Raw genomic sequence first — 18,334 nt, forward strand, 5'->3', positions numbered from 1 at the left:
GAAGCCCTATGCGCCCTCCCTCCCCCCTCTGCGGGGGAGGGTGGCCCCGGCGTCAACAGGCTTCGGGCGAGGGAAACCCGAGCGCAGAAAGGGAGCCGACCTGCCTGAGGGACAGAGCTGGGATCTGCACCGTCGGTCGCCGCTCCGGACGCCCTTGCGGGGCCACCGTCGCCCGCGAAGAGGTGGGGAACGGGGCGCATGCTGCGCGGGTCCAACGCCAGACGCACCACCGCCCCAGTACAGCTCGCCCGCCGGCGCGCGCCGCTCGGGTGGGTGCTGCGCGTCAGCGCTCGGGCGCGCATGCGGGCGGGCTCCACTGCTGCGGTTGGGTGTCTCCCGCAGGAAGCGCGTAGGAGCCGCGCCCTCCCTCCCCCGCAGAGGGGGGAGGGAGGGCGCATAGGGCTTCTGGACCGCCTCATCGAGCGACCGGACCACAATCCCGAACCCGATGTGTGAATCCGCTAGCCCGCAGAGGGGGGAGGGTGCGCGCAGATCCCTGTCCCACCACCACTCCCACAGAAAAAAGCCGCCCCGGAGGGAGCGGCTTCGAGGAGTCTTCAGGGAGGCATCAAACAGAGCGGACGAGAAGATCCAACTCCACATCCAGATCTCTGGATGCCTCTTTATGCCTCAGGATCCTTAACAGTCGGTAAATACCAATCTTCGCGGAGGATCACGCCGCCAGGCTGTCGAACAGCCCGCGCCCGTCGGTCCCGCCGATCAGGTCCTCGACGAAGTTTTCCGGGTGCGGCATCATCCCGAGCACGGCACGGTTCTCCGAGAGAACGCCCGCGATGGCGTTGAGCGAGCCGTTGCGGTTGGCCTCTACGGTGATGGTGCCGTCCGCGTCGCAGTATCGGAAGGCCACCCGGCCCTCGCCCTCGATCCGCGCCAGGGTCTCGGAATCCGTGAAATAGTTGCCCTCGCCGTGGGCCACGCAGACGTCGATCACCTGACCCGGCCGGTAGGCGCTGGTGAAGCGGGTGTCGGTGCGCTCGACCCGGAGGGTCTGCCGGTGGCAGAGGAAGCGCCGGTTCACGTTGCGCATCAGAACGCCCGGCAGGAGCCCCGATTCGCACAGGATCTGGAAGCCGTTGCAGATGCCGAGCACGAGGCCGCCCCGGGCCGCGTGGGCGCGCACCGCGTCCATGGCGGCGGCGCGGCCCGCGATCGCGCCGCAGCGCAGGTAGTCGCCGTACGAGAAGCCGCCCGGCAGGACGGCGAGGTCGGTGCCGGCCGGCAGGTCGTGGTCCGCGTGCCAGACGAGGCTGACCTGCGCGCCCGACCGGCGCAGGGCCCGGACGACATCGCTCTCGCGGTTCGAACCCGGGAAGACGATGACGGCGGCGTGCATCAGAGGATCTCGATCGCGTAGTTCTCGACCACCGTGTTGGCCAGCAGCTTCTGGCACGCCGTGCGGAGCGTCGCCTCCGCGGCGGCGGCATCCGTGGCCGACACCTCGATGTCAAACACCTTGCCCTGCCGCACGCCCTCGACACCCTCGATGGCGAGCGACTTGAGCGCGGCCTCGATCGCCTTGCCCTGCGGGTCCAGCACGCCGGTTTTCAGCGTGACGATGATACGGGCTTTCATGGGTCTTCGGGTCTCGCGCGTCGCCGGGACGAGGGCATTGCCTGCGGCAACGTTTCACGGGCTGCCGCGATTCTCTGTAACAGGAAGGCTGCCAGCCTGTCGAACGTCGGCTGCCTACCGACGGGGCGCGGCGGGGCCCGCGTGCAGGGGCTCGATGCTGGTCGCCCGGCGCCAGAGCTGGAGCATGATCCAAGCGGCGAACAGGCTGAACACGCCCATCAGGACGTGGCCGACCCGGTCCCCCAGATCGAACAGGCCGGCCAGCGCCCAGCCGGCCGCGATGGCCACGGCGAACACCTCGGTGCCGACGAGGACCATCATGCTTACGATGGTGATGGCGTTGCGCCCGTTCACGCGATCGACCCCTGAAAACAACGACGGGTCCCGGACGAACACCGTCCGAGACCCGCGCAGCTAGCCCGGCAGGGCCGCCGATGCAACCGAGAGCCGACCGCGTTCAGCGCGGCGCGCGCTTGGCCAGGATCCGCTGCAGCGTCCGCCGGTGCATGTTCAGGCGCCGCGCCGTCTCACTGACGTTGCGGCCGCACAGCTCGTAGACGCGCTGGATGTGCTCCCAGCGGACCCGGTCCGCCGACATCGGGTTCTCCGGCGGGTCGGCCCGCTCGCCGGGCTGCGCCATCAGCGTGCCGTGGATCTCGTCGGCATCGGCGGGCTTGGCGAGGTAGTCGAAGGCGCCGAGCTTCACCGCGGTAACCGCGGTCGCGATGTTGCCGTAGCCGGTCAGGATCACGCCCCGGGCTTCGGGCCGGCGCTCCTTGAGGCGGGCGATCACGTCGAGGCCGTTGCCGTCGCCGAGGCGCATGTCGATCACCGCGAAGGCGGGGGCCCGCGCCTCGACGGCCGAGACGCCGTCCGCGACGCTGTCGGCCACCTGCACGTGGTAGCCGCGGCTCTCCATCGCGCGGGCGAGGCGCGTCGAGAACGGCTTGTCGTCATCGACGATCAGCAGGCTGCGGTCGGAGAAGGCCGCCAGCGGATCGGACTCATTGATCACGGCAGCATCGGTCGCCGCCACGGTCCCGGGCTGCGTCAGCATCCGGCACTCCTTTCGTGTTTTCGTCGTCTGGTTCTTGGTCTGTCCCTTATATAGGGACGACATCGCGCGGGGGCAGGGGGTGCCGGATATTGAGTTCCGGCGAATGACGCGGGACCGCCCCGCGCTCGAAGATGTGGCGCGCCCAGGAGACGCGCACCACCGCCCCGTGGGCTTCCGGGGTGGGCGCGTTCATCAGCACGAGCTGGGCGCCGGAGCGCTCGATCAGCGTCTTGGCGATGAACAGGCCGAGCCCCAGCCCGGCCCCCACGGTCCCGCCCGATTGCGGCCGGTCCTGGCTGCGGGTGGTTACGTAGGGCTCCCCCGCCCGCAGCAGGACCTCGCTGGAGAAGCCCGGGCCGTCGTCGCGGATCTCGATCCAGACCCGCTCCTGGGTCCAGCGCCCCTCCACGGACACCCGCGCCTCGGCGAAGTCCGCGGCGTTGTCGAGGATGTTGGCGAGCCCGAACATCACCCCGGCGTTGCGGCGGCAGGCCGGCTCCGGCCCGTCCCCCGTGCTGGTGATGTCGAGGGCGGTGCCGAGCGCCCGATGCGGTGCCACCAGCTCCTCGACGAGGTGGCTGAACGTGACCGTCTCGAGGAAGCCGGCGCCGTCGCCGTCGAGGGAGGTGAGCTTGCCCAGGATGCCGCGGCAGCGGTCGACCTGCTCGCGCAGCAGGTTCAGATCCTCCGCCACGGCGGGGGAGGCGGTGGGGCCGAGCTGTCGGATCAGCTCCTTGGTGACCACCATGATGGTGCCGAGCGGTGTGCCCAATTCGTGGGCGGCCGCCGCCGCCAGCCCGTCGAGCTGGGAGAGGTGCTGCTCCCGGGCGAGCACCAGCTCGGTCGCCGCCAGCGCCTGGGCGAGGAGCCGCGTCTCCTCCGCCACCCGCCACGCGTAGACGCCCGTGAAGGCGGTGCCGAGCAAGATCGCGGTCCAGACGCCGGAGACGTAGAGGAACGGCAATTCGATCCGCCCGTCGGCGAACCAGGGCAGCGGCCGGTGGACCAGGGCCAGCAGGGTCGCGAGCCCCACCGCGAGCAGGCCGAGCGCCAGCGTCCGCTCCGGCGGCAGGGCGGTGGCGGAGATCAGCACGGGGGCGAGGAACAGCAGGGAGAACGGGTTCTGCAGCCCGCCCGTGAGGAACAGCAGGGCGGCGAGCTGCACGATGTCGAAGGCCAGGAGCAGGGCGGCGGAATCGTCGCTGAGTCGGTAGCTCGCCGGGAAGCGGATCCGCAGCGCGAGGTTCAGCCACGACGAGGTGGCGATCACCAGGAAGCACCAGCCGAAGGGCAGCGGCAGGCCGAGGCCGAACTGCGCCCCGACCACGGCGGCGCTCTGCCCCGTGATGGCGAGCCAGCGCAGGCGGACGAAGGTGTCGAGCCGCAGGTGCCGCGCGTCGCGGACGAGGCCGTTGAGTTCGGTATCGGGCATACGCTGCTTCAGTCGTGCGTCGGACGAATTGGGCCGGGATGAGATCTTCGCTGAACCCGGCGCCGTTCAACTCCGCCGATGTCGCGGATGCGGGGAGCCGGCAAGCCGTCCGGGCCGAATCGTCACAGGCGTCGTCGTCACAGGCCAATCGCCCCCATATGGGTATGTTCCATTATCGTTCAGGGTGGAACATTATCCTGCCGATTCGGGTTACAGGAGGTTCCATCGCCGGCAGGCGCGGGGCGTCGCTGGCCGGATGATGATCCGCGAGGTTACGATGCTCCTGGCCTATTCGATGTACGAGGGCGCCCGCGCCCTGATGACGCCGGCCCGGGTCGCCGCGGATCTCACGCGCTACGGCCTTCAGATCCCCGGCAATCCCCTCGCGTACGGGCCCTACGCGCGGGCGGTCAGCGCCGGCTGCGAGATGTTCGAGCGGGTCACCCGCCAGTACGGCAAGCCGGCCTTCGGCTTCACCGAGACGGTCGTGGACGGTCAGGCGGTGCCGGTCAGCGAGCGGGTGGTGTGGGAGCGGCCGTTCTGCCGCCTGATCGCCTTCGACCGCGCCTTCGCGACGCCCCCCGCCGAGGCGCAGCCGAAACTCCTGGTCGTGGCGCCCATGTCCGGCCACTACGCGACGCTGCTGCGCGGCACCGTGGAGGCGATGCTGCCGAACCACCGGGTGTTCATCACCGACTGGACCGACGCCCGGATGGTGCCGCTGCTCGCCGGCCGCTTCGACCTCGACGACTACATCGACACGCTCCAGGAGATCTTCGCGTTCCTCGGGCCGGACCTGCACGTCATGGCGGTGTGCCAGCCGGCGGTGCCGGTGATCGCCGCGGTGGCGCTGATGGAGGCCGCCGACGAGCCGGCCGTGCCGAGCTCCATGACCCTGATGGGTGGCCCGATCGACACGCGCCGCTCGCCGACCGCGGTGAACTGCCTCGCGCAGGAGCGCGGCCAGCAATGGTTCGAGCAGAACACGATCAGCCTCGTGCCGCCGATCTATCCGGGGGCGTGGCGCCGGGTCTATCCGGGCTTCCTGCAGCTCTCGGGCTTCATGGCGATGAACCTCGACCGGCACGTCACCGCCCATTCGGACATGTTCGACCATCTGGTGCGGGGCGACGGCGAGCCAGCCGAGAAGCACCGGGAGTTCTACGACGAGTACCTCGCGGTGATGGACCTCACCGCCGAGTACTACCTCCAGACGGTGCAGACCGTATTCGTGAACCACAGCTTGCCGAAAGGTGAGATGCACCACCGGGGCGTTCCGGTCGATCTCGGAGCGATCCGCCGCTGCGCGATCCTGGCGGTCGAGGGCGAGAACGACGACATCTCCGGCGTCGGCCAGACCAAGGCGGCGCTCGACCTGACGCCGAACCTGCCGGAGTCGCGCAAGGCCTATCACCTCCAGGCGGGGGTGGGGCATTACGGCGTGTTCAACGGCTCGCGCTACCGCACGGTGATCGCGCCGCGCATCGCGGCCTTCATCCGCGCCATGCAGGCGGCGCCGGCCGCCCGCGGCGGGCATCTGCGCCAGGTGGGCTGAAGGCGGGCGAACCAGGGATCACCGTTGGATCGGTCCGACGGGTGGCCCCCGAGACTTCCTCCCCCGCAGAGGGGGGAGGAGATGCGCGTTCGCCGTCCGGGATCTTTTTGACCCGCTGCGCGCGAAAGCGATTCGGCATCTTTCTTCGATGCCGTCGTCGAACGACCGAACCGCAAATCGCGCCGTCCAGAGCCGCGCCCACGCTGACGACCCCTCGGTTATCCTGAATACATAACGCAGTTCCGGCGTGGCTGGCGCGGGCCTTGCGAGACGCCGCCCGTGACCGCGATGACCGCAACGCCTGCCTGCGCCCACACCCGGCTCGCCCCTGATCCGGCGGTTGCGCAAGCGCGCGTCCCGTCCGGGTTGTCACGCCGGGCCATTGCGCCCCTGCCTAAGAATTGTTCAAACTCGCCCACAAGGTGTGGGCCGGCGACGCGTGCCTGAGATCAGCACCGCCAGGGAGATCACGATGGACCGCAGGACCTTCCTCAAGGGCTCGGCCGCGCTCGGGCTCGCCGCGCCGCAGGTCGCGCGGCCCGCGCTGGCGCAGGGCGCCAAGGTCCTCCGCTTCGTCCCCCAGGCGAATCTCGCCAATTTCGATCCGATCTGGGGTACCCAGTACGTGGTGCGCAACGCCGGCACCCTCGTGTGGGACATGCTGTACGGCGTCGACGACCAGTTGAAGCCGCAGCGCCAGATGGTCGAGTCCGAGGAGGTCTCGGGCGACAAGCTGACCTGGACCTTCCGGCTGCGCCCCGGCCTGATGTGGCACGACGGCGAGCCGGTCCAGGCCAAGGACGTGGTGGCGAGCCTCACCCGCTGGATGGCCCGCGACCCGATCGGCATCATGATCCGCGGCGTCCAAGACGAGCTGGCGGCGACCGACGACCGGACCTTCCGCTGGCGCCTGAAGAAACCGTTCCCGAAGCTGCTCTACGCGCTGGGCAAGACCAACGCCCCGATGGCCCTGATCATGCCGGAGCGGATCGCCAAGACCGACCCGTTCACGCAGATCACCGAGTATGTCGGCTCCGGGCCGATGAAGTTCGTGCGCAACGAATGGGTGCCGGGCGCCCGGGCGGTGTTCGAGAAATTCGCCGGCTACAAGCCCCGTGAGGAGCCGAATTCCTGGCTGGCGGGGGGCAAGCGCATCCTAGTCGACCGGGTCGAGTGGGTCATCATGCCGGATGCCGCCACCGCCTCGGCGGCGCTGCAGAACGGCGAGGTCGACTGGTGGGAGAACCCGATCTCCGACCTCGTGCCGCTCCTGCGGCAGAACAGCAGCATCGCCGTCGACATCGCCGATCCGCTGGGCAACATCGGGTCGTTCCGGATGAACCACCTGTATCCGCCCTTCGACAACCCGAAGATCCGCCAGGCCGTGCTCACCGCGATGAGCCAGGAGGATTACATGCGCTCGATCGTCGGCGACGACGACAGCCTCTGGAAGAAGCTGCCGGGCTTCTTCACCCCGGGTACGGCGCTCTACAGCGAGGCGGGCGGGGGCAATGTCGGCAAGGGCGACATCAAGCTCGGCCAGAAGCTGCTGAAGGAAGCCGGCTACAAGGGCGAGCCCGTCACCTGCATCGTGGCGCAGGACCAGCCGATCACCAAGGCGCAGGGCGACATCACCGCCGACCTGTTGAAGCAGATGGGCTTCAACGTCGATTTCGTCGCCACCGACTGGGGCACCACCGGCACCCGCCGGGCCTCCAAGGCGCCGCCCGCCCAAGGCGGCTGGAACATGTTCCACACGTGGCATGCGGGGGCCGATTGCATCAATCCGGCGGGCTATCCGGCGGTGCGCGCCAACGGCGACAAGGCGTGGTTCGGCTGGCCGGACATCCCGCCCGTGGAGGCGGCGATCACCGAATGGTTCGACGCCGCCGACCCGGCCGCCGAGAAGGCCGCCATCGACAAGGTCAACGCCGGCGCCTGCGAGGGGGTGGTCTACGTACCGACCGGGTTCTTCCTCGGCTACCAAGCGTGGCGGAAGACCGTCTCGGGCATCGTGAAGGGGCCGATCCCGTTCACCTGGGGCGTGTCGAAGGCTTAGGACCGGAGACGCCCCATGCTCGGCTATATCGGCAGGCGCATCCTCGCCACCATCCCGGTCATGGCGGTGGTCGGGCTGTTCGTCTTCAGCCTCCTGTACTTCGCCCCCGGCGATCCGGCCGCGATCATCGCGGGCGATCAGGCGAGCCCCGAGGATATCATCCGCATCCGCGCCACGCTCGGCCTCGACCGGCCGTTCCTGGTGCGGTTCGGCGAATGGTCCTGGCAGATCATCCATGGGGACCTCGGCACCTCGATCTTCACCAACCTGCCGGTCACCACCATGATCGGCCAGCGGATCCAGCCCACCCTCTCGCTGATGCTCGTCACCCTGGTCTTCGCCATCGTGGTGGCGGTGCCGCTCGGCGTCGTCGCCGCCTGGAAGGCCGGGACCCTGATCGACCGCCTCGTCATGGGCATCGCCGTGACGGGCTTCTCGGTGCCGGTCTTCGTGGTTGGCTACGTTCTGGCCTACGTCTTCGCCCTGCAGCTCGGCTGGCTGCCCGTGCAGGGCTACACGCCGATCGAGCAGGGGCTCTGGCCCTGGCTGTCCAACCTGATCCTGCCGGCGGTGACGCTCGGCCTCGTCTACATCGCGCTGATCGCCCGGGTGACCCGGGCCACCATGCTCGACGTGCTGAGCCAGGATTACGTGCGCACCGCCCGGGCCAAGGGCCTGTCGCAGGGGCCGGTCCTGTTCGTCCACGCCCTCAAGAACGCCGCGGTGCCGATCGTCACCGTGATCGGTATCGGTATCGCCCTGCTGATCGGCGGCGCGGTGGTGACCGAGACGGTGTTCGCGATCCCCGGCCTCGGGCGCCTCACGGTCGATGCGATCCTGCGGCGCGATTATCCGGTCATCCAGGGCGTCGTGCTGCTGTTCAGCTTCGTCTACGTGCTCGTGAACCTCGCCATCGACCTCTTCTACACCGTGCTCGACCCGAGGATCCGCTATTGACCGCGACCGTCGCGCCCTTCCCCGATCATGCCCCGCCGGCCGGCCTCCCGCCCGAGGGCCCAACCCCCAAGGCGCCGCCGCCGCCCGGCCTCGCCGTCGCGGCGCCGCTGCCGGACGTGATCCCGGTGCGCAAGCGCCGGGGCCGGGTCTGGACCTATATCCGCCGCAACCCGACCATCGTGGTCGGCGGCGTGCTGCTCCTGATCGTGTTCCTGATGGCGGTGCTGGCGCCCTGGCTCGGCACCGTCGATCCCACCGCCCTGGCGCCGGCCAAGCGCACCCGGGTGCCCTCCGCCCTCCACTGGTTCGGCACCGACATGCTCGGCCGCGACGTCTACTCGCGGGTGGTCTACGGCGCCCGGGTCTCGCTGCTGGTCGGCTTCGCGGTGGCGTTCCTCGCCTCGATCGCCGGCCTCGCGGTCGGGCTCGTCTCCGGCATGGTGCGCTGGCTCGACGGGATCGTGATGCGGGTCGTCGACGGCATGATGTCGATCCCGCCGATCCTGCTCGCCATCGCGCTGATGGCGCTGACCCGCGGCTCGATCCAGAACGTGATCATCGCCATCACCATCGCGGAGATCCCGCGGGTCGCCCGCCTCGTGCGCGGCGTGGTGCTGTCCCTGCGCGAGCAGCCCTATGTCGAGGCCGCCGTGACCACGGGCACGCGGATGCCGGCGATCATCTGGCGCCACATCCTGCCCAACACGCTGGCGCCCATGACCGTGCAGGCGACCTACATCTGCGCCTCCGCGATGATCACCGAGGCGATCCTGTCGTTCATCGGCGCGGGCGTGCCGCCGGCCACCCCCTCCTGGGGCAACATCATGGCCGAGGGAAGGGCACTCTGGCAGGTGAAGTTCTACATCATCCTGTTCCCGGCGATCTTCCTCTCGATGACGGTGCTCGCGGTGAACCTCGTCGGCGACGGCCTGCGCGACGCCCTCGACCCCCGCATGGCCAAAGATGTCTGAGCGCCCGCCCGAGCCGCGGCCCCGGGTTTCCAAAGGGCGAGCCCTTTGGCGGGGTTCGGGGGCGGAGCCCCTGAGATCGCGACCAGGGCTCTGCCCTGGACCCGCGAAAGGTCTCGACCTTTCGAAACCAGGACTCCGGCCGTCCACGCGACGTGCAGCACCTGACGGCCCGGTCAAACGGACTCTGGGATGGGATATCGGATGAGCGGCACCCCCCTCCTGTCGATCGAGAACCTGCAGGTCCATTTCCGTACCCCCGACGGGGTGAACCGGGCGGTGGACGGGGTCTCGTTCGCGATCCGGTCGGGCGAGACCCTGGCGATCGTGGGCGAATCCGGCTGCGGCAAGTCGGTGACCTCGATGTCGATCCTGCGGCTCCTGCCCGAGCCGCCGGCCCGCATCGCCGGCGCGATCAGGTTCGAGGGCAGGAACCTGCTCGACCTGCCGAACAGCGCCATGCGCAAGATCCGCGGCAACGACATCAGCGTGATCTTCCAGGAGCCGATGACCTCGCTGAACCCGGTGCTGACGGTCGGCCGCCAGATCGGCGAGACCCTGCGCCTGCACCAGGGTCTCGGCCGGCGCGCCGCCGAGGAGCGGGCCGTGGAGATGCTGACGCTGGTCGGCATCCCCGAGCCCCGGCGCCGGGTGCGGGAATATCCGCACCAGCTCTCGGGCGGCATGCGCCAGCGGGTGATGATCGCCATCGCGCTGGCCTGCTCGCCCAAGCTCCTGATCGCCGACGAGCCGACCACGGCGCTCGACGTGACCATCCAGGCCCAGATCCTCGACCTGATGCGCGACCTGAAGGCCCGGGTCGGCGCCGCCATCATGCTGATCACCCACGATCTCGGCGTGGTGGCCGAGGTCGCCGACCGGGTGGTGGTTATGTATGCCGGCCGCAAGGTCGAGGAGGCGTCGGTCCGCGACCTGTTCCGGGCGCCGCGCCATCCCTACACCCGCGGCCTGATGGGAGCGGTACCCAAACTCGGCGCGGTGGAGCACGGCGGCGACGCGCGGCTCGCCGAGATCCCCGGCATGGTGCCGAGCCTGAAGGGCCGGATCGAGGGCTGCGTCTTCGCCGGGCGCTGCCCGGACGTCACCGACCTGTGCCGCGCCTACGCCCCGGCCCTGGAGCCGAAGGCCCCGGGCCACCTCGCGGCCTGCCACTACGCGCCGAAGGACGCCCTCGCGGCATGAGCGCCACGCCCGCACCCGCCGGCCGCACCCTGCTGGAGGTGAACGACCTCAAGAAACACTTTGCCCTCAGCGGCGGCCTGTTCGGCCGGTCGAACCGCGTGCTGAAGGCGGTGGACGGCCTGTCGTTCACGGTCGCCCGGGGCGAGACCCTCTCGCTCGTCGGCGAATCCGGTTGCGGCAAGTCCACGGTCGCCAAGGCGCTGATGCGCCTCTACGCGCCCACCGCGGGCCAGGTGGTGCTCGACGGGAAACGCATCGACGACCTCTCGGCCGGCACGCTCAGACCCCTGCGGCGCCACATCCAGATGGTGTTCCAGGACCCCTTCTCCTCCCTCAACCCGCGGATGCGGGTGCGGGCGATCCTGGCCGAGCCGATCCGCAATTTCCGATTGGCCCAGGGCTCCGCCGATCTCGAGGCGAAGCTCGCCTCGCTGATGGAGCGGGTCGGCCTGCCCCGGGAGGCGCTGGGGCGCTTTCCCCACGAGTTCTCGGGCGGCCAGCGTCAGCGCATCGGCATCGCCCGGGCGCTTGCGGCCGAGCCGGACCTGATCATCTGCGACGAGGCGGTCTCGGCCCTCGACGTCTCGGTGAAGGCGCAGATCGTCAACCTGCTGCGCGACCTGCAGCGCGAGCTCGACCTCGCGATGCTGTTCATCTCGCACGACCTCGCCATCGTCGAGCACATGACCCACCGGGTGGCGGTGATGTATCTCGGCAAGATCGTCGAGATCGGCCCGCGCCGAGATATCTTCCTGGCGCCCAAGCACCCCTACACCCAGGCCCTGCTCTCGGCGGTGCCGATCCCGGAACCCGGGGCCGGGCGCACCCGGATCGTGCTCAAGGGCGACGTGCCGAGCCCGATCGACCCGCCCGCGGGCTGCCGCTTCCACACCCGCTGCCCACACGCCTTCGACCGCTGCCGGACCGAGGTGCCGGGCCTCGACCCCGTGGGCTCCGGCCACTTCGCCGCCTGTCACCTCAACGACGTGGCCGCTCAGGCGGCCTGACGATGCCGTCCTTGCGGGCGCAGCGATGCAATCCCGTGTCGCGGGCGATTCCCAAGCGTGGCACCCATCTCGGGTCGCTCCGCTGTCCGCGATGACGGTTGCGTTTCACGTGAAACACATTGGGAGCCTCCCGTGCAGCACGACCTCATCCTCAAGGGCGCGCGGATCATCGATCCGTCGCAGAACCATGACGGGATCTGCGACGTCGCCTTCGCGGAGGGCCGGGTCTCGGGCTTCGGCCACGACCTCCAGGCCGGACCGGGCACGCAGGTGCGCGACATGGCCGGCGCGATCGTCACGCCGGGCCTGATCGACCTGCACACCCACGTCTACTGGGGCGGCACCTCGATCGGCATCGACGCCGACGAGTTCTGCCGCACCTCCGGGGTGACCACCGCGGTCGATACCGGCAGCGCCGGGCCCGGCAATTTTGCCGGCTTCCGCAAGCACGTGATCGACCGCTCCGAGGCGCGGATCCTCGCCTATCTCCACGTGTCCTTCGCGGGGATCTACGCCTTCTCGAAGACGATCATGGTCGGTGAGAGCCAGGATCCGCGGCTGATGGCGCCGCGCGAGGCCGTCGAGGTCGCGGAGGCCAACCGGGACGTGATCATCGGCATCAAGGTCCGGGTCGGCCGCAATTCCTCGGGGGACCAGGGCACCGCGCCGCTCGGCATCGCCCTGCAGGTGGCGGAGGAAACCGGCCTGCCGCTGATGGCCCATATCGACGAGCCGCCGCCGAGCTACGAGGAGGTGCTGGCGATGCTCCGCCCCGGCGACGTGCTGACCCACGCGTTCCGGCCGTTCCCGAATTCCCCCGTGACCGCGCAGGGCGCGGTGAAGCCGGCTTTGCGCGAGGCCCGGGCCCGGGGCGTGCTGTTCGACATCGGCCACGGCAAGGGCTCGTTCGCGTTCAAGACGGCGCGGGCCATGATGGCGGGCGGCTTCCTGCCCGACACGATCTCGTCGGACGTGCACCAGCTCTGCATCGACGGGCCGGCCTTCGATCAGGTCACCACCATGTCGAAGATGCTCTGCCTCGGCATGAGCCTCACCGACGTCATCGCCGCCTCCACGGTGAACGCCGCCGTGGCGGTGAAGCGGATGGAGTACGGCACCCTGAAGGTCGGGGCGCTCGGCGACGCCACCGTGCTGGCGGTCCGGGACGGGGCCTTCGATTACGTCGACACCCGCGGCGAGCACATGACCGGCGCGCAGCGCATCACCGCGGAGGGCGTGGTGCTGCGCGGCCGGTGGTGGCACCCGGCCTGAGCCGGGGCCGCCTCCGGCGACCCGCAGGCCCGCCTCAAGCAGATGTGCATGGGCAGGCCAAGGCGTCATCCCCTCAGGTCCTGGCTGGACCGCAGGTTTTCGTTGCCGACCCGGCGGTCGCTCTTGCGAAACCCGCTCAGGCGGCCCGGACGGTCGCCAGGAAGCGCCCGATCTCGGCGGTAAGGTGCTCGGACTGGCGCGACAGCTCGCTCGCGGCGCCCAGCACCTGGCCCGCCGCCGCCCCGGTCTCCTCGGCCGCCCCCGCCACGCCGGTGATGTTGCTGGTCACCTCGGCGGTTCCCTGCGCGGCCTGGCCGACGTTGCGCACGATCTCCTGGGTGGCCGCACCCTGCTGCTCCACGGCGGCCGCGATCGAGGTCGCCACCCCGTCGATCTCGCGGATGCGCGCCGTGATGGCGCCGATCGCGTTCACAGCCTGGCCGGTCACGCCCTGAACCCGCCCGATCTGCTGGCTGATCTCCTCGGTGGCCTTGGCGGTCTGCTCGGCCAGTGCCTTGACCTCGGAGGCCACCACCGCGAAGCCCCGGCCGGCCGCGCCGGCTCGGGCCGCCTCGATGGTCGCGTTGAGTGCCAGCAGGTTGGTCTGGCCGGCGATGGTCGAGATCATTCCGACGACGTCGCCGATGCGCGCGACGGCGCCGTTCAGCTCCTGCACCAGCGCGCCCGTCTGGTCGGCCTCGCTGACGGCCAATTGGGCGAGTTCGGCCGAGCCGCTCACCTGCCGGCCGATCTCCTGCACCGATGAGCCGAGTTCCTCGGCGGCCGCCGCGACGGTGTTGACGTTGGAGCCCGCCTCCTCGGCGGCGGCGGCGACCGCGGTCGACTGGGCCGAGGTCTGGCCGGCCATCGCCGACATCGAGCCCGCGGTGGCCTGCAACTCGGTGGCGGAGGCCGAGACCTGCCCGACGATGCTGCCGACCGCCCGCTCGAAGCTGTCGGCCATCTGGCGCATGCCGGCCCTGCGCTGCTCCTCGGCCGAGGCCCGGGCGGCGGCCGTCTCGGCCTCCAGGGCCCGGCTGCGGATCAGGTTGTCCTTGAACACCTGGACGGCGGCGGCCATCGCGCCGATCTCGTCACGGCGCTGGCGGAACGGCACGTCCGCTCCGGTATCGCCGCCCGCCAGGACCGTCATCGCGGTGGTCATGTTCTGGATCGGACGCGAGATCCGCAGGAGCCCGAAGACCGAGGCCGCCAACGCCGCCACGACGGCGAGGGCCACCGTCACGGAGCTGGCCACCACGGCGGCGTTCGTCAGCGCCTGCGTGGTCTCGGCCTCCTTCTGCGCGGACCGGTTGTTCAGATCCACGTCGCGGGCCAGGGCCTCGCGGAGGTGGTTGTAGAGCATCAGCGCGTCGGGGTTCCCGATCGTCGTGAGGGCGTCCCCCATCCGGCCAGCCGCGACCAGGGCGGCGGCCGCGCGGCTGGCCGTCTCGTAGGTGATCCAGAGCTTGCCGAAGGCGTCGTAGAGCGCCTGCTCCTCCGGCGAGGCGATCATCGGCTCGTAGACCTTTCGGTGCTCGGCGAGCTTGGCGATGGCCTCGGCATGAAGCCGCTCGTTCTCGGCGCGCAGCTCCGGCGTGGTCGAGAGCGTGACCAGACGGTACTGCTTGAGGCGGATCTCGGCCAGATCGCCCTGGATCGTGTCCAGGATCACCACCGAGGGCAGCCAGTTGGTGGCCACCTGATCTACCGAGTAGCGGATGCCCGACAGCTTTGCGATGGACAGGCCGCCCTGCCCGGCGGCCAGGAGAGCGAGGAATCCGAAGGCACCGATCAAGGCCGCCTTGATGGTGAGTCGCAACCGCATGTCGATAGCTCCCGACGACCGAAACAATGCCGGCGGAAGGCTTCCCGCGCCGATTTCCGCTCTGGATTAGCGTTGTCACCCAACGTTTAAGAAACGTTCGACCGGCTTCGGCCGTGAGATACAATTTTCCGTGAGAAGAAAGCGCTTAAACGGGGTGTCGGCCATTGTCTCGACTAGGTTCTATTCATAGGCAGAGAGTGTCGATATTTACGACACTATAGTACGTAAACAAATATCTCACCAAAACATGGCCGGACTATATCAATCGAGATCTAGGATTAATCGCCTAAAACCGCGTGCGCAACCTCCTTTACAGCGGGCAGCCCGCCGACCTACACTTTAACGTGAGCCTCGGGTTTGAACCCGTTGCGGGCGAAACGCGGTCGAAGTCGCGGCGCCGTGGAGGATCGATGGACAACGGTCAGCCTCTCCTCGAGGTGGACGGCGTCACGCTTCGGTACAAGACGCGGGACCATCTCGTGACCGCCACCTACCGGGTGAGCTTCCGGGTCTTTCCCGGGGACCGGTTCGTGCTGCTGGGGCCCTCCGGCTGCGGGAAGTCGACGCTGCTCAAGGCGGTGGGCGGCTACATGGCGCCGACCGAGGGCGAGATCCGCCTCAAGGGCCGGCCCGTCACCCAGCCCGGGCCCGACCGGATGATGGTGTTCCAGGAGTTCGACCAGCTCCTGCCCTGGAAGACGGTCCGCCAGAACGTCGTGTTCGCCCTCGAAGCCTCCGGCCGGCTGAAGGGCCGGGCCGCGCGCGAGCGGGCCGACCTGTACATCGACAAGGTCCACCTCACCCGCTTCGCCGACAGCTACCCGCACACGCTCTCGGGCGGCATGAAGCAGCGCGTGGCCATCGCCCGCGGCATGGCCATGGAGCCCGACATCCTGCTCATGGACGAGCCGTTCGCGGCGCTGGACGCGCTCACGCGCCGGCGCATGCAGGACGAGCTGCTCGCCCTGTGGGAGGGCACGCGCTTCACGGTTCTGTTCGTCACCCACTCGATCCCCGAGGCGATCAAGGTCGGCGCGCGCATCCTGCTGCTCTCGCCCCATCCCGGCGAGGTCAAGGCCGAACTCAACAGCGCCGCCACGCCCGAGGCGGCGCTTGGCCTGGAGAGCCGCATCCAGCAGATGCTGTTCTCGGAAGAGATCCCGGAGGCCGAGAATGTCTAGCGCCCCTGTCCTCGACGCTGCGCCCGCCCGCACCGCGGCGGCGCTCGCCCCGTCCCGCCCGGCGCCGGCGACGCGGCCCGAGATCGAGCGCGCGCTGGGCCCGGCCCGGGGCGGGGCGGCCGCGCCGGTGGTGGAGAAGCCGCTGTCGGTGCCCGAGCGGCTGTTCAACCAGGGCTGGCTGCGCAAGCTGGTGATCCTGGCGGTGCTGGCCGGGATCTGGGAGGCCTACGGGCGCTATCTCGACAACGACCTGCTGTTCCCGACCTTCTCGGCGACGGTGGAAGCCTTGGGCCGGGGCATCATGGACGGGACGCTGCCGGCCCGGGCGTGGTCCTCGCTCAAGGTGCTGCTGATGGGCTACGCGGCCGGGGTCGGGCTGGCGAGCCTGCTGACCGGCATCGCCATCGCCTCGCGGGTCGGTACGGACGTGCTGGAGACGCTGACCGCCATGTTCAACCCGCTGCCGGCGATCGCGCTGCTGCCGCTGGCGCTGATCTGGTTCGGCCTGGGCAACGGCAGCCTGATCTTCGTGCTGGTCCACTCGGTGACCTGGGCGATCGCGCTCAACACGCATTCCGGCTTCCTGTCGGTGAGCCGGACGCTGACCATGGTGGGGCGCAATTACGGGCTGTCGGGCCCGCGGCTGATCGGGAAGATCCTGATCCCGGCCGCCTTCCCGGCGATCCTGACGGGGCTGAAGGTGGGCTGGGCCTTCGCGTGGCGGACCCTGATCGCGGCCGAACTCGTGTTCGGGGTGTCGTCGGGCTCGGGTGGGCTGGGCTGGTTCATCTTCGAGAACAAGAACATGCTCGACATCCCCAACGTGTTCGCCGGGCTTCTGACCGTCATCCTGATCGGCCTGGTGGTCGAGAACCTGATCTTCCAGACCATCGAGCGCCGCACCATCCGGCGCTGGGGCATGCAGGCCTGAGACGCAGGCCCGAGATGATCGCGCGCACGCTCCGCCGGCGTGGCTTCCGGTCCGACGGGGAGGCGCGCCGGGACAATCCCGGAGCCGTGCGCGGTCGCGAGGCCGGTATCCGGGGCTCTTGAGCGGGGTCCCGATCCGGCAGCCGCGCGGGATCCGATCGGCGCGGGCCGTGCGGACGCCCCTGATTCGCCGATCCACACGTTCGCGATTCACCGACGCCGCGAACGGTCTCGTATCGTACGGAACGATCGCGGGATCGCGTGATGCGGTATTGACCGCCGGTCACAGGCCGTAACGCTGTAAATATCGGCGGGTTGGCAACAAAGTGCAGTGAAAGGCTCTTTTCGAAGCCGATACCCGGTCAACCTGCATCGCGATGCGCTTTCTGCCGGGCGGGATCGGTCGAGAGCATCTTGACACATGCGCGGTTTTTGCTTTTGGAACCTGTGACCTCACCCTCGAAAGCTTTGATCGGACTCGCCGCGTGCCCGAAGAAAAATCTGAGACCGCCCTGGAGCGCATCAAGCTCGCCGCAGAAATCGTCTCGGCCTATGTCGCGAACAATTCCGTCCCGCCCACCGCGCTGCCGGACCTGATGGCGAGTGTGCATGCGGCGCTGAGCAATCTGGGCGGGCAGCCCCGCGTCGAGGCGGCGCCGCCGGTCGAGCAGCCGACGCCCGCACAGATCCGCAAGTCGGTCCAGCAGGACGGCATCACCAGCTTCATCGACGGGCGGTCCTACAAGACCCTGAAGCGCCATCTCACCGCGCACGGCCTGACGCCCGAGCAGTACCGGGAGCGCTACGGCCTGCCGGAGGATTACCCGACGACGGCGCCCAGCTATGCCGCCCAGCGCTCAGCGCTCGCGAGGGCGATCGGCCTCGGCGTCCCCGGCGGCCGGGTCGATCAGCGCAGGACCGGCACGAACGGCTGATCGCCGCCGCGCCGCGCCGCACTCTGTCGATCCATCCGGCTCTGGAACGGCAGCACCTGTGCCGTCATCGGAACGGACCGGAACAGCAGGCCGAGATCGGTTCGGGCGGGACGGCCGAAGGTGTCGGCCCAGCTCAGCTTGATCACCTGACCCAGCCTCGGCTGGGCCACGGGGTCCGCGCCCATGGGCTCAGCACCGGCCAGCGCCGCCTTGCGTTGACCCGCGCCGATCCAGCGCGTCACCCGTTTGTCGGCCCCGCGGCGCAACGGGGGCGGCACGGCCGGCACGGCGGGGCGCCGGAGATCGTCGGGCTGGTCTGAGATCGACACGCTGAAAGAATCCCGTCCGCGTTCGAGG

17 protein-coding genes are annotated in these 18,334 nt (G+C 69.6%); 10 read left to right on the forward strand and 7 right to left on the reverse strand.

All coding sequences use genetic code 11. The features are described 5' to 3' along the window. Positions 1-673 precede the first annotated feature (673 nt). From purQ to MKK75_RS09925, 5 genes are all read right to left on the reverse strand, one after another. Positions 674-1,354, reverse strand: a complete 681-nt coding sequence (purQ, locus tag MKK75_RS09905) for a phosphoribosylformylglycinamidine synthase subunit PurQ (protein ID WP_244042417.1) — start codon at positions 1,352-1,354, stop codon at positions 674-676. Continuing rightward, positions 1,354-1,593 (reverse strand): phosphoribosylformylglycinamidine synthase subunit PurS, encoded by a 240-nt coding sequence (gene purS, locus MKK75_RS09910; protein ID WP_244042418.1) that lies wholly within the window; start codon positions 1,591-1,593, stop codon positions 1,354-1,356. The genes purQ and purS overlap by 1 nt, the downstream gene beginning before the upstream one ends. Positions 1,594-1,707: 114 nt before the next feature. Further along, positions 1,708-1,947, reverse strand: a complete 240-nt coding sequence (locus MKK75_RS09915; RefSeq protein WP_244042419.1) for a hypothetical protein — start codon at positions 1,945-1,947, stop codon at positions 1,708-1,710. Positions 1,948-2,050: 103 nt separating this feature from the next. After that, complete coding sequence (locus tag MKK75_RS09920; RefSeq protein ID WP_244042420.1) at positions 2,051-2,650, reverse strand: ActR/PrrA/RegA family redox response regulator transcription factor; 600 nt, start codon at positions 2,648-2,650, stop codon at positions 2,051-2,053. A 46-nt stretch (positions 2,651-2,696) separates the two neighbouring features. Beyond that, on the reverse strand, positions 2,697-4,082 hold the full coding sequence (locus tag MKK75_RS09925) for an ActS/PrrB/RegB family redox-sensitive histidine kinase (RefSeq protein WP_244042421.1): 1,386 nt from the start codon (positions 4,080-4,082) through the stop codon (positions 2,697-2,699). Positions 4,083-4,359: 277 nt separating this feature from the next. On the opposite strand from MKK75_RS09925, the gene MKK75_RS09930 reads away from it, so the two are divergent. The 7 genes from MKK75_RS09930 (at position 4,360) to MKK75_RS09960 (ending at position 13,103) form a co-directional block, all read left to right on the forward strand. Beyond that, positions 4,360-5,637 carry a polyhydroxyalkanoate depolymerase gene (locus MKK75_RS09930; RefSeq protein WP_244042422.1) on the forward strand — a complete coding sequence of 426 codons (1,278 nt, stop codon included), beginning with the start codon at positions 4,360-4,362 and terminating at the stop codon, positions 5,635-5,637. Positions 5,638-6,109: 472 nt separating this feature from the next. After that, positions 6,110-7,696 carry an ABC transporter substrate-binding protein gene (locus tag MKK75_RS09935; RefSeq protein WP_244042423.1) on the forward strand — a complete coding sequence of 529 codons (1,587 nt, stop codon included), beginning with the start codon at positions 6,110-6,112 and terminating at the stop codon, positions 7,694-7,696. 15 nt (positions 7,697-7,711) lie between these two features. Further along, the gene (locus tag MKK75_RS09940) at positions 7,712-8,653 is read left to right on the forward strand and encodes an ABC transporter permease (RefSeq protein ID WP_244042424.1); all 942 of its coding nucleotides are present in this window, start codon (positions 7,712-7,714) and stop codon (positions 8,651-8,653) included. Continuing rightward, a complete protein-coding gene (locus MKK75_RS09945; protein ID WP_244042425.1) occupies positions 8,650-9,624 on the forward strand; it encodes an ABC transporter permease in 975 nt (324 codons plus the stop codon). The genes MKK75_RS09940 and MKK75_RS09945 overlap by 4 nt, the downstream gene beginning before the upstream one ends. 189 nt (positions 9,625-9,813) lie before the next feature. Further along, on the forward strand, positions 9,814-10,824 hold the full coding sequence (locus MKK75_RS09950) for an ABC transporter ATP-binding protein (RefSeq protein ID WP_244042426.1): 1,011 nt from the start codon (positions 9,814-9,816) through the stop codon (positions 10,822-10,824). After that, complete coding sequence (locus MKK75_RS09955) at positions 10,821-11,831, forward strand: ABC transporter ATP-binding protein (protein WP_244042427.1); 1,011 nt, start codon at positions 10,821-10,823, stop codon at positions 11,829-11,831. The genes MKK75_RS09950 and MKK75_RS09955 overlap by 4 nt, the downstream gene beginning before the upstream one ends. A gap of 132 nt (positions 11,832-11,963) precedes the next feature. After that, the gene (locus tag MKK75_RS09960; protein WP_244042428.1) at positions 11,964-13,103 is read left to right on the forward strand and encodes an amidohydrolase/deacetylase family metallohydrolase; all 1,140 of its coding nucleotides are present in this window, start codon (positions 11,964-11,966) and stop codon (positions 13,101-13,103) included. A 136-nt stretch (positions 13,104-13,239) separates the two neighbouring features. On the opposite strand, the gene MKK75_RS09965 is transcribed toward MKK75_RS09960, so the two are convergent. After that, positions 13,240-14,931 carry a methyl-accepting chemotaxis protein gene (locus MKK75_RS09965; protein ID WP_244042429.1) on the reverse strand — a complete coding sequence of 564 codons (1,692 nt, stop codon included), beginning with the start codon at positions 14,929-14,931 and terminating at the stop codon, positions 13,240-13,242. Between the two features lie 410 nt (positions 14,932-15,341). Between MKK75_RS09965 and MKK75_RS09970 the strand changes: the two genes are divergently transcribed. From MKK75_RS09970 to MKK75_RS09980, 3 genes are all read left to right on the forward strand, one after another. Next, entirely contained in the window at positions 15,342-16,112 is a 771-nt protein-coding gene (locus tag MKK75_RS09970; protein ID WP_244042430.1) for an ABC transporter ATP-binding protein, read from the forward strand. Then, on the forward strand, positions 16,105-17,043 hold the full coding sequence (locus tag MKK75_RS09975) for an ABC transporter permease (RefSeq protein ID WP_244042431.1): 939 nt from the start codon (positions 16,105-16,107) through the stop codon (positions 17,041-17,043). Before MKK75_RS09970 ends, MKK75_RS09975 begins: the two co-directional genes overlap by 8 nt. Before the next feature lie 484 nt (positions 17,044-17,527). Next, complete coding sequence (locus tag MKK75_RS09980) at positions 17,528-17,977, forward strand: MucR family transcriptional regulator (RefSeq protein WP_244042432.1); 450 nt, start codon at positions 17,528-17,530, stop codon at positions 17,975-17,977. Here MKK75_RS09980 and MKK75_RS09985 read toward each other — a convergent pair. Beyond that, entirely contained in the window at positions 17,950-18,306 is a 357-nt protein-coding gene (locus MKK75_RS09985; protein WP_244042433.1) for a hypothetical protein, read from the reverse strand. The genes MKK75_RS09980 and MKK75_RS09985 overlap by 28 nt on opposite strands. Between the last annotated feature and the right edge of the window lie 28 nt (positions 18,307-18,334).

Origin of the sequence: Methylobacterium sp. J-030 (genome assembly GCF_022829545.1) — a bacterium.
GTDB lineage: Bacteria > Pseudomonadota > Alphaproteobacteria > Rhizobiales > Beijerinckiaceae > Methylobacterium.